Genomic DNA, 12,943 nt, shown 5'->3' with positions numbered 1-12,943 from the left:
CCACCGTAAACGCAAAACCCAACGATGGAATGAAAAATGCCATGCGTTGGGAATCACTCTTAAATGCTTTGTTAGGCGAATTACACTCCATTTATATTTATTAGATACTCTATGAACTGACTTTCCCACCCTTGCATTCTCATTGTCTTTGGATGAGGAGTTCGGTAACTTTTAAACGGTAAATCTGGGTGCGAAAGCTTGCAGAAATGTTTCGTAGGCAATCCGTGAATATCCTCCATCAGCAAACCGTCATAAATATTCTTTAATCTCCAGTCGTATTTATGATTCGTGTAGAACAGGCAAATATCTGGCTTAAGAATTTTAATTTCATCAACTAGGATTCTGTCAAACTGTGGCATTTCAATTTCAACATCACCAACGGGAGAGCCTCCATTATGATCAAAGCGATTCAAATTTGACCAAGCACATGAATAAGGCTCAATGTTAAGTAGCCTCTCTACTTTTCTTGTCACGTTCCAAAATGGTGAACTAACATAGTTTTCACCTACATTAAATTCTTCATAGCATGAGATTTGCGCATTTATATCAGTATATTCTGATGCCCAACCATAAGTTTCCTGACCAATGATCAGTAACTTTGTTTCTTGACCGTAATATGCTTTTGGATTAATCAATAAGGGACCATGAAGACATTCTTCACTAAATTTATCAGTAAAACACTGAAAATCATTTAATGATTTTTGGTAAAGATTTTTTAGTAACTCATTAGATGAAATCATTTTAGTCCTTACAATTTATATACTTATTAATTCCACCCGCGACACTAATGCGCCTAACAACTTATTAGTGAGACCTTGCAAGGTAGGTAACCTCGTAAGGTACAAAAAATTCAATGTAAATCATACATAAATAAAAGTACGGGCGATTAACTAAAAAGTACCAGTTTAGTACCACACTCGTTTAATAAACACTAATAACGATTATTACGATATAACATAAAATCAACAACTTAAATATAACCCATTGATTTACATAGCGTAATAAAAGTATCAAATTCACTCGGACGTACCACTTTCTCTCCCTTTAACATCAACACTTTATACAGCTAACAACCAATAAGTACCTTAAAAGTACCACACCTATTTTTCAAAACACTTTTTGCACTTCACAATAAACACTAAAGTTAACTAAACAGTATCGCTCCAAGATCAACAAGTTTAACTAACATTACACACCCCAAAAATAGATAAATGACACGTATTACGCCATACATTTACAAGCCACTTTATGATGAACGGAGGCAACATTTTGGTGTGACAACAAATTTTAGGTCATGCAAATATTGTTGATACGATAAAGTATGAACACTTTTCTAAAACTCATTTAGAAGATTCAATTAAATTAAACCCCATTTCTAAAATTAATATTTAACGCTTTGCTTTGGGGCGGCTCAAGCATAGCCTAAGCCATACTAGCCAAGTTAGTGGCGACAACAGCGCCTTGTTATATGCACAAACCACAGTACAAATTAGTTGCCATCTAGATTAATTTTACGAGGTTTAAAATACATAAATAAAGCATCTACAACAGCAATAAAAAGAACACCCAAACAAACAAAATTAGTAGTCGATACGATAAAGCTGGACAAATTAGTTTCAAATAAGTTTACGAAAAACAGCCCTAGCAATGGCAATGTAAAAGTTAAACCAATTAAATATTTCAATTTCATAGCAACCTCTATTTTAAAGCATAAAAATTAAGTATAAGCACAAATTATTAGTGTATATAGCGCTTTGCTTTACGTGTCCAATTAAGCAACTCATTAAATGCTTTTGTTTTATTTATATGATTAAAAATAGCTCTGCCTAAAAGTCATGAACTACAGGTATTATAGAACCACGGTTACTAGTCTCAGCTTCTCCGTAGGTTGGTGTTCCTGAACCTTCAGTCTCTTCCCATAAAGAATTATCTAATGGCTTTAGATTGTATGGGCTAGAGAATTTAGCAAAAGCGACCCTTCCAATGAAATCATCTTCACCATTGGTATAAGACAATGTTATCAAACCATTAGACTCAATTCTAAACTCTTTTAAGTGACCGGTATAAAAGCCAGTTGCATCAAGAGAACTAACTTCAAAGTTACTATTATATGATGTTGTTTCAGATGTAAAGTCTAGAGTAATGTTTAAATCATCAGCACCATTGTTTAATAGGATATTAATGTTTTCGATTAATCCGTTCCCTGTGGTAGTAAAGCCATCAAGATCATCGTCATTTAAATCTATTGAGCCATTTGAATTAAAATCAAGCACTTGTTCAATAGTTGGTTGCACTGTCGTATCATCAAGTGCAACACGAAATTCCCATGTATTACTATCATTGTTAACATGAATAAAATAAAAAGTGAGTATATGAACATCACCTAACGAGTCGAATACTGATAGTGATGTTGAATGATTGAAAGTTAAAGGATCTTGTTTATCAAATTCATTAGCAGGAAGTTCACCACTATTTTGAGGAAGGTTTATGCTAATATCTACTCTATCTGTGGCTTCAGGGCTGCCCATAGAATAATTAATCTGCACCTGCTGACTTGTTGAAATACTAACGCTTGAAGAGCTTCCATCAGGGTTGACAGGGAAAACCATAAGCGGAAAGCCCGAGTTATTAACTAGATATCCGTCCTTATCAAAATGGAAAACGTTTGAATTTGAGTAATAAAACTCTAGTGAATCGATTTCTTTAGCTACGACAAAAAAATCAGTTTCAATGGCTGTTTTTAATTCAAAGTCACCTATTAGGTTTTGATTATTTTCAGGAGTTATAGCTTGGATTTCAGTTATATAATTATTAGTAATATTTACATCATCCCGTTCAGAGTTACAACCAGCAAGAACTAACAACGATATTACGAACAAATATTTATTTGCATTCATTTTTACATTCCTTGTTATTTAAAATCCTAATTCCAGCATTAAAAAATGCTAGCAATGAATACAGGCATTTAACAACCTATTAGTATGCATTGCAAGGTAGGTAACCTTGTAAGATAGAAAAATTCAATGTAAATCATACATAAATAAAAGTACAGGCAATAAAAAAAGTTAACATTTAAAAACATTAACTAAATCATCTTTTACCCCACGCATTAATGGCATTAATTCATCTGGCGTTGAGTGAAACCAATAATCTAGGTTTTCAGGTTCAATTAATAACGGCATACGATGATGATATTGACTGCATTTTTCATTGGGTTTGACTGTTAATGTAACCAGCTGAGGACTTTGAGGGTTATAAAGAATCCCTCCCATAAATAAAGGCTGATTTTCACTATGTTCAAATAAATACTTAACCTTTCTACCACCTTCTAGACGCCACTCATACCACCCTGAACATGGCACTACACAACGATGGTTTAAAAAAGCGTTTTCAAACGTTGCTTTTTGATGAACTGTTTCACTTTGTGCGTTAATTAAAACATTTTTTGACCAATTAGGCTTAATTCCCCACGTTGCATTGACTTGAAAACATCCATTTTCTTTAGCCACAGCAGCAACTTTTTGGCTTGGACAAAGGTTATTATTTGAAGATGTTGTAAACTCAATACCTAACGTTTCACTGACAATTTGACTTAACGGTTCATCAATAACATTCAATCGTCCACACATTACCTATAACCACCTTCAAATGACTAAAACGTACCAATTGAGTACCACGCTCGCTTAATAAACACTAATAATGACTATTACGATATAACATCAAATAAACAGTACCAACTTCAAAAGTTTGCTTATTAGTAGTTCTGTCAATCCAATTTATTGCACAATTGGTGTTGCGACATATCTCGACTTTTCTGAAGTCACAAAGGTCATAGAGTCTATTGAGCCTCTATCGTCAAAACTAAACTGATAATATCGACCTATCTGGCCACGTACCATAAACTTGCTTTTGTTTACAGGAATAAGCTCAATAATGCGTTGTCCAAGCTCTTTATATAACAACTTATTATCTATATGCACGAGTTGAAAAGCTTCATTATCGTCCCATTGATATGTACCTGCGTAATCTCCTAAATACACTTGTGGATCTGAAGAAATTTCAGTTGCAACTATTCGGTCAATAAAACGTTTAAGCCTATTTGGGCTTGTATCTTGAATACTTACTTTATTTTCTAATTTAGCATATAGATTATTGAATTTTGGATTTTTAAGGATCTCTTCTGAGTTTCCCCCAAGACCATGATTTAAAACTACAAAATCAGCAATCTCTTTAGTTACTGCAAGATAATTTTCTAATTGTTTTGCATTTATTGTAAATCCATGTCCTGCAACATATTTGGTATTTTCATCACCGAGGCTAACTGCATAAGAAATTGCTTTATTGAATCCAGCAATTCCACCTTGATAAAAAGTAGGGTGTGATATGTTCGTTAATATATCCCCCATAAACACGATATTGGCTGTTGGGATATAAACAATATTATCAGAGAACGAATGTGAAACTGCGCTCTTCATTGCTACTTGAACATCATCACTCAATTTAATAGATAAATAATCTTCAAAGCAAAGGTCACAATCAACTTTTGAGTGACTGACATTCTTCTGAGCAATAACAAGTGCTCCTAGTTGCCGATAATGTTCGTTTACGCCTGTGTGGTCAAAATCTCCATGGGTATTAACTATGTGTGTAACGGGATGCTTTGTCAGTTTTTCGATTGTCTTAATTAATTTCTCGGAGTGTTTGTTTACAAGTGTGTCAATTAGCAAAACTTTTTCATTTGTGATCACGACACCAACATTTGCCCCTACCCTTTCTCCTGTGAGTAAAAACACATTCTCAGACAGCGAAGTAACATCCAATTCTTGATGTTGCTCAGTAGCGCTAGTTACTATACTCCAAAACAAAATACTCGCTAAACTCAACACTCGGATTAACATAACTCTTCCTTAAAATTTTATGGCCTGCAAAAATAACTATGTTTTGATTTATGAACAACTTTTAACCATACACTTTTAGTTTTAAACAAGTTTTTAAAACCTTTTTAAATTAATATTAACAATCTTTTCAGCATTATACTAAACGTCGGCTATGACGTTGCACCTTGACATTAATACTACATTACGCCATACCCCATCCATTTTTCTAACCTTTCTTGAATACTTAAATGAAAAAACACACTCTTTTGATGAAGTGAAAACTTGTTAGGTTAACTGGAAATATACTAGCTTGAAGTATCCTAACTTTCTCCTTAGCTGTTCTCTTTTATATTCTCTTATACTCTGAGTAAAAATTATCAATAACTTGATTGATATAACTTAACCCACATCCAAAGAACAATACTCGTACATTAAAGTGATGTTCACTGCTCTCATACTATTTGTTTATCATTTTTAATTGATTTAGGCTTTTTATAAAAGAAACGCCAATAGCTAAAATTTAACTATTGGCGTTATTATTTTTTGATAGATTATTCTGCTGTTGTTGGATCGATAACAACACGAACTTCACTTACGGCGGTTACTGGAAACTCTCCCATTTCAGCATGCTTTCGAACCATAGTCTCATCTGGTGCGATATAAACGCAGTAAATTTTATTGTCAGTGACGTAACTTTCAACCCACTGAATTTTAGGGCCTAACGCTTCTAATACATCACAAGACTTTTGGGAAATACCTTGTAAGTCATTACTTGATAATTTCCCCGCCCCTTCAAGCTCTCTCTCGATAACATATTTAGGCATTTTCACTCTCCTATTAATTAAGGAGTTTAAAGTATAGTTGAGATTGAAAAAACCGAAGAAAAAACGCCCTCTTTAGGTCAGTATTTACTTATTATGCTTAGCGTGTAACAAACCCGCGTAAATTACTGCAACTGTTCGATGAACTGCTTTTATAATGGAATTATCCGAAGCGATAATTAATTGCATCTGAATATTAAGTTGACGCGAAATTTATCACTGAATTTGTACAAGTAAACTCTGTTTTTATCAGCTCGAAATGCCACCAAAACATCATTACTTTGGTGGCTTTGCCTGATTAACAAAGTTGTTTCTACGCACGCCTACACAAGTATCTCACAGGAATTAACATAAGCAAGAGCACGGCAAATGCCCCACCACCGCTTGACTTTTTAGCTGGTTTAGCAGGGGTAGTGACAGCGGCACTAACAGTGATTGTTTTACTTGATTGACTGGTTTGCCCGATACCATCAGTGACTGTTAATATGACCGTATAACTGCCAGCGTTGGCATAACTGTGTTGAGGATTTTCTAGCGATGAAGTGGCATTATCGCCAAAATCCCACTCATAGCTATAATTCTCATCGCCACCTGTTACTTCCGCGGTGAAATTGACCACTAAATGATTAGCATTATAAGAAATATTCGCAGTTAATACATTTTCCACCGATACGGTTTGTATAAATTCAAACGACTGTAGTGTTTCATCTGTCACAGTCAAGGTTACGGTATAATTTCCATAGCTCTCATAAGTATGACTAGGAGTTATTTCATTTGAGATATCACTATTATCACCAAAGTCCCAACGATAACTGTATTCTCCTTCTCCGCCAGTCAATGCTGGGGTAAACTGTACCTCTTTCCCTGTCACCTCACTGGTAAAATCTCCGGTAATTATTTCACCTACAACCACAGCATAAGTTAAGGTTTGTTCACCTTGTGCACTTTGATAACGAACAGTTACATCATACGCACCACTTGCAAGGTAAGTGTGTGTTACCGTCGTGCCCGTTAATAGGGTGTTATCTCCCATGTTCCATTCATAGCTGGTATTATCAGAAGCTAGATCACCATCAAGCGAAAATGTCACTTCTAAACCATTGTGCTCTGCCACGATATAACTCAAAGGCACTTTAGCTAAATTAAGCGTTGCATTCGCACTATTAGTTGCTTGTGAGGTTACTTCCAAGATCAAGCCATATTTGGGTAATTTTATACCTGATTCTGGTTGATAAGGTGCTGAATAATCTAACCTATCATCAAAGATGGTAACCGCAGCTAGATGACTATCACCGCTAACCTTAACGGATTGATCGTAAAGACTAAAAGCAGCATCGGTAATTTGACTCCCAGTATCACGATAACTACTCCCTTGTTTGATCGGGTTTTGATCTGCATCTACCACACCAACAAATACTTCCCCAGGATGGCTGTTAACTCGGTTATCTGCAACGCCTGTATTGCGATACCATACTAAAACACCGTGATCGTGCTTTGCGTTTAATAAATACTTATCTGTCTGTTCATGTTGTCTCAACTGAACGTAATAGTGATGCTCAGCACCAGCTAAACTCCATGTCTGTGTGCGGAGAAAACCGCCTGATAAATTGACTTCATCGACAGATTCGCCGCCTGATTGGAAAATAACATTATCATTATTGACCACGCGAATATCATCAGCGACAAAACCATATTCACTAACATAAGTGTCAGTAATATACTCGATAGTTATCGTTATTTGTTGATTTTGATAAGCAGATAAATCAAAGGTTAAATCAACCCAGCCAGCATCTCCTTCAGCCTCTGGCAGTGATTTTGAATCGGCAGAAATATAATTATAAACATCCGGCAATTCATCTAAGGGGTTATCATCTGTTGTATGATTGCCAGCAATAACAGTATCATTCACCTTCACCACCAGATAATCCCAATCTACTTCTATGTTCCAATGGGCTTTCATTGTTAGGCTTGATGAGCCTTGAGGTAAGCTCACATCAAACGACAAAGTACTGTTTAAATCATGCCCTTGTGAAGAATAGTATTGATACTCTCCAGTGTAAGGAGCAAACTCGGTAGTGTTAGTCGGTAATTTTATTTTCAGTTGATTACTAACACTTGAGTCATGATTGGTCGCACTGACTAAATTTAATGATGCATTAGTTAAATCTGCAAAGGTTATTTCATGCTGATTGATCCAGTTGCCACCATAGCGAGTTTGAAAATAATCTCTGGCGTAAGGGCTAAAGCCTGAAGGATGTGCACCACCATCTACCCAACTACCGGATGCCATAATTGACCAATCGCCCACTGGAGAGCTAAATGTACCGTTATCTGTATCGTATTCATCAGGTACACCGAGATCATGACCAAATTCATGGGCAACAACGCCTACTCGAGCATTTACAGGATTAATGGTATAACCATACAATTTAACATCTGAACCAGGGACTGAAACTGGACGCCCTTGTTCATCAAACACATAATAGCGATGTGACCAAATGGCATCTTCGGCCAATTCCCCCCCACCAGCTTCTTCACCAATACTAGAGTGAAAGATCATCACATGATCAAGGATGCCATCGTTATCGGTATCATATTCATTTAGATTAATGTTAAGTTCAGCTACGGCTTTAGTCACCGCTTCTAAGACTAATGCAGGTACGTTCTTATCATCATCGTTATTATCTGGATCATTCCCCCCATAATAGGCAGCATCATTGTCTGCCCTAACCCAGCCATTCGCTGAGCCAACTAACTTTAATGTGCCCCCCGACTCAGCTTGATAATATTGATACACTGAATCAATATTGTTCGCTTGAACTTCTGGAGCAAATATTAACTCATCGTAATGGCTCGCTGGATAGCTTGTTTTGTCGGCTTGATGATCGTGAAAATCGATCATTATCGCCAATATTTTAGCTTCTGTGACGACTGTGGCACTTGCTGAAGATTTAGCAATCGAGCGCAATAGTTTTTTATCATCTCGCTTATTTTTGCCCTCTCGAATGAAATCCAGAGATTGCGCTAACATGGCACGCTTGCCAAAATCTCCAGGTAAAGTTTTCTTTTTAAATGACATACCAGCTAAATAGCTATCAATAGCCAAACGCTTCTCGGCTTCGCTGGCATTGGCAGCTAGCTCCCCCCTTTTCACCATCCAGAAAAGAATTTCTTTTTTGTTAATGACTCCAGGGTCTTTTGGGGCAGTTTGTTGGTGTAATGTCGTTGCATTTGCCATAAAAGAATAAAGCAAGATCACAGATGTCAGTAATAGGGATTTCATACAACCTCATTAGAATAAAAGCGACGCACTTGATTATCAGACCATTATCTTAATTAGTGTCTTTCACTTTAGGTAACGATATTTAGAGAACAATAAAAACAATTTACATAATATTAACATAAGTTGAAAAGTCAATTATCTATAATTAAACCATAATAGCGACTTTAGTCTAATTATGCCTGCTTAATCAGGGGGAATAATTGCTATGCCTAATAAGCACTGCTACACTGAAATTATGTCTTCTAATCAGTATTAACTCTATGATTCGCTGGTTGTTATTACTTGCCTTTTCATCATTTACAACTTTCGCTACTCCAAGCATAAAGTTTGTTTTTACCTATGAAGGACAGCACTTTGAAAAAATCATTGAGATTTTCAGCCAACACGAAGGAATAGTGGTTGAACGTCTTTGGGCGAGCCAGTCTGACCTTAAAGCACAATTACTGGAATATATTGAAAAAGATAATGCACCTGATGTTGTTCTCATCCCCGCTGATCATATCGGGTTACATCAACTTATGCGCTATAGTGAAATCCCAGAGGAGTTACAGTCTGCTCAGACAATCCCCAGTCTGTGGCAAAGTGTGTTAAGTGATAATAAAACCTTCGGCATACCGGTTGTTCAAGGTAATCAATTAATGCTCTATTATAACAAGCGCTTCATTGATAAGCCGGCAACATCATGGCAAAAAGTATATCAACAACAACAAACCTTTTTAGAACAAAATCCCAAGACAAAATTTATTGCTTGGAATTACCAAGAGATGTATTGGTTTTCTCCTTTTTTTAATGCCTTTGGCGGTAATGCAATTACCAATGGCAAAATTTCATTAAATACGCAAGCTATGGCTAATGCCCTAACTACCTATAAGCAATTAGCCGACAATCAACTTATTCAAAAGGATTGCGATTATGATTGTGCGTCCTCTTCATTTGTTAATCATCAGCTTGCTTATATCATTAATGGTGATTGGTCTTTTAAAGAATATTATGAAAAACTTGGTGACGACTTAGGGATCGCCCCTTTACCGGCGATTGATCAACAAACTCCACTCGTTTCTTATTTTAGTACGCATGTACTCGCCTTTCCCAATAACAGCTTAACAGGGCCAAAAAAAGAAGCGTTATATAAACTCATCAATTTTATGCAGCAACAAGTAGCACAAGAGCAAATTTGGTTAACAATGAAAACTTTGCCTGTGCATCAAAAGGTCTTTGAACGTATCACCCAATCACAATCTGCACTGGTACAACAGTTAATTTTTAGCCTCGAACACTCAAAGTTGATGCCATCAGACAGTGCGATGAGTTTCGCTTGGTCAGCAATGCGTAAGGGGTTTTTAAGATACCAAGCTGGCATACTCAATGCTGAGCAATCAGCTGAACTGATGCAAAAAATTGCAACGACTAAAAGACCTTAATTAATGAGAAGTTTTAGAAAAGTATTAACGGTATTGTTATGGCTATTCGCACTAATCCCTGTGCTGTTATTATCATTTAGTTATATACAAAACACAAAGCAGCAAATTCTCAACTTAGCTAATCAGCAATTAAATTATCAGACGAACTCTCAAATAAGCACTTTAAAAGCGTCGCTTCAGCGAAGCTTTGCTGATATAGATGAAATTGCCAGTGATGGCGGTATTATCACCTCGTTAACCTTGGATATTATAAGTGGTAAAGCACTTGATGAGCTTGAATTGTTTCTCAAAAACCACTCTAGCTTTCAGAATATTATGGTGTTAAATCGGAATTTATTTCAAATTGAAGCCCTACCCAATGAAGCACTTGCAATTGATTTAACCCCATTTAAGTCAGAGTTAAACAAGCTCTATAATGATAAAAAGACCATAAACGAACCGAATGTTAGGATAATAATTATCCCAGCTCCTAATACTAATAACACTGATAAATACTTGTTTGCGGTAGCTAGGCCGATCCTACAGCCTAAAGAATCACTTATTCAACCCTTTGAAGTTAATGGCATGGTATTTTCAACATTACCACTCAAAGACTTTGTTGAAAATTTGATGGCCTTAATAAATAGCCAAAGACGCAAAAATATCACCATCATTCATAGTGATGACATAATTTATCAATATCAAGCATTTGAGCTTAACAATCAGTCAATAAGTTATGAAACCACTATAGATTTTGGCAATAACGCAATATTTAGCTTAGTAGTATCAGAAGACCTCTCTGATGAGTTAACAATTTCAGCTGTACTGACCAAAGAAAAGCAAACACTATTTATCATAGTAATGATTCTTATATTGATATTATTATCAACCAATTACATCATTCATTATTTTATCAAACCACTCGATAAACTTAAGTTACTAACCCGTAAAATAACTGAACATGATTGGCATTCTAATCAAACACTAGTGATCAAAGAAAAGTCTCGCTTTGTTGAAATATATGAATTAAAGCAGTTACTTAGCTCGATGGCTAAAACTATTCAAAATCAATTCAATAAACTGAAAACTCAAAATGCCAAACTTACAGATTTAACCGAACAACTGACCGACAGTTTTGAGCAAAGCTCAGAGCAAAGTGACATATTACAAAACTTGTTAAATTACGACCAATTTATCAGAACACAAGAAGATGTTAATAATATAGGCTGTTTAACGCTGGGATTAGCTTACAGCATTCTTCATCAGCCAATCGGTCTTGTCATTTACCGCAGTCATTTTCAAACAGGGTTTAAATCACTTGAAAATGCTAATCATGAATTTGTGCATTTACTTAACAAACAACATTTCAATAATGTTCACTTTGATCAAGCTGATATCGAACAAATCAATCAAAGCGCTGAAACATACCAACTTACCCTGATCCATCGAGAAGAAGAATGTGTAGGTTATATTGTCAGCGATAGCGTTAAACACAACTCTTTCCAAGCTCACGCACTTGAAGTGTTGGTTCAGTCATTACAGTCAAGGATACAAGAATTACACCTGAAACATAAATTATCTTCCATCGCAAACACGGACGCGCTAACAGGTTTATATAATCGTTATTATTTTGATCAAGTACTTACTGATTACCATCATAAATACATTAGCGAGCAATATCACTTTTGCTTAGTGTTAATTGATATTAACGGCCTAAAAAAAGTGAATGATGATATCGGCCATAAGGCGGGGGATTTATTAATTCAAAAAGTAGGTCAATTTCTCAAGAGCCAAGTAAGAAGCAGCGACATTATCGCTCGATTAGGCGGTGATGAATTTGCCATTTTACTCTCTGAAGTTGACAGTAATTACTGTGAGCCATTATGCCATAAACTGATGGACCAAATAAAACATGAAGTTTTGCTTTATGAAGAGACTCCGATCCAATTATCATTTAGTTGTGGTGCTGCCAGTAGTCATCAAGATCCAGTAGAAAATTTGTTTGAACTCGCTGATAAACGCATGTACCAAGAAAAAAAACTCATCACGAGAGCAGCTGATCATATATAAGTAGCGAATTTATTTCGTAGAGATATCATGGGATTTAACTCAGATAAACAAAATAACATCACAGTCCCCTATTTTTACTACGCTTGATTTTACAAATTATCTCAACAAAAACAGTCGATTGTTATTTTATTAGATTAGTTATTTAACGATTATTTTTTTTAAGATTAATTTTGTATAAAAAACAAACTGCACTGTTCTAAACTTATAGCCACTGGCATTGCTTTAATGCAATGTGAGTTAACATTTGTGAGGACATTGTTTATGAGTGCTATTTGGAAAAACCATGCCAGTCGTTTAGCAGAGATAATTAATAATAACAATGAAACACAGGCACACCTCTATCTGGAGCAATTAATGCTCTTTCCTGTTGATGTTCAAGATAAAATAATCGAAGACATTAGCCAGTTAACACATTGTAATAGCGACGCGATCTCACGCATTATCAGTCGCTACACTATGTTAGACAAACATTAACCAACTAAAATCAGTGAG

9 protein-coding genes and 1 pseudogene are annotated in these 12,943 nt (G+C 35.7%); 4 read left to right on the top strand and 6 right to left on the bottom strand.

All coding sequences use genetic code 11. The features are described from left to right. Positions 1-80: 80 nt before the first annotated feature. Positions 81-740, bottom strand: coding sequence for a hypothetical protein (locus tag IV514_RS12785; RefSeq protein ID WP_206485654.1), 660 nt, complete (start codon positions 738-740; stop codon positions 81-83). Between the two features lie 475 nt (positions 741-1,215). Between IV514_RS12785 and IV514_RS17540 the strand changes: the two are divergent. Continuing rightward, a pseudogene (locus IV514_RS17540) lies at positions 1,216-1,392 on the top strand (tyrosine-type recombinase/integrase); the annotation flags it as partial. A gap of 434 nt (positions 1,393-1,826) precedes the next feature. On the opposite strand, the gene IV514_RS12780 reads toward IV514_RS17540, so the two are convergent. From IV514_RS12780 to IV514_RS12760, 5 genes are all read right to left on the bottom strand, one after another. After that, positions 1,827-2,897: a flagellar hook-basal body complex protein gene (locus IV514_RS12780; RefSeq protein WP_206485653.1), complete on the bottom strand. Its 1,071-nt coding sequence runs from the start codon at positions 2,895-2,897 to the stop codon at positions 1,827-1,829. A 168-nt stretch (positions 2,898-3,065) separates the two neighbouring features. Continuing rightward, positions 3,066-3,629 (bottom strand): SOS response-associated peptidase family protein, encoded by a 564-nt coding sequence (locus tag IV514_RS12775; protein WP_206485652.1) that lies wholly within the window; start codon positions 3,627-3,629, stop codon positions 3,066-3,068. A gap of 147 nt (positions 3,630-3,776) precedes the next feature. Beyond that, the gene (locus IV514_RS12770; RefSeq protein ID WP_206485651.1) at positions 3,777-4,898 is read right to left on the bottom strand and encodes an MBL fold metallo-hydrolase; all 1,122 of its coding nucleotides are present in this window, start codon (positions 4,896-4,898) and stop codon (positions 3,777-3,779) included. 530 nt (positions 4,899-5,428) lie between these two features. Further along, entirely contained in the window at positions 5,429-5,701 is a 273-nt protein-coding gene (locus IV514_RS12765; RefSeq protein ID WP_206485650.1) for a DUF4242 domain-containing protein, read from the bottom strand. Positions 5,702-6,011: 310 nt separating this feature from the next. Further along, positions 6,012-8,981 carry a M6 family metalloprotease domain-containing protein gene (locus IV514_RS12760; RefSeq protein ID WP_206485649.1) on the bottom strand — a complete coding sequence of 990 codons (2,970 nt, stop codon included), beginning with the start codon at positions 8,979-8,981 and terminating at the stop codon, positions 6,012-6,014. 260 nt (positions 8,982-9,241) lie between these two features. On the opposite strand from IV514_RS12760, the gene IV514_RS12755 reads away from it, so the two are divergent. The 3 genes from IV514_RS12755 (at position 9,242) to IV514_RS12745 (ending at position 12,925) form a co-directional block, all read left to right on the top strand. Further along, positions 9,242-10,402, top strand: coding sequence for an extracellular solute-binding protein (locus IV514_RS12755; protein WP_206485648.1), 1,161 nt, complete (start codon positions 9,242-9,244; stop codon positions 10,400-10,402). A gap of 3 nt (positions 10,403-10,405) precedes the next feature. Beyond that, positions 10,406-12,451, top strand: a complete 2,046-nt coding sequence (locus tag IV514_RS12750; RefSeq protein ID WP_206485647.1) for a diguanylate cyclase — start codon at positions 10,406-10,408, stop codon at positions 12,449-12,451. A 261-nt stretch (positions 12,452-12,712) separates the two neighbouring features. After that, entirely contained in the window at positions 12,713-12,925 is a 213-nt protein-coding gene (locus tag IV514_RS12745; protein WP_206485646.1) for a hypothetical protein, read from the top strand. The last annotated feature ends 18 nt before the right edge of the window (positions 12,926-12,943 follow it).

The sequence above is a fragment of the Thalassotalea sp. G2M2-11 genome (genome assembly GCF_017168195.1).
In the GTDB taxonomy this organism is placed as follows: domain Bacteria; phylum Pseudomonadota; class Gammaproteobacteria; order Enterobacterales; family Alteromonadaceae; genus Thalassotalea_E.
The sequence above is the reverse complement of the archived record's forward strand: the minus strand, read 5'-3'. Positions and strand labels throughout refer to the sequence as shown.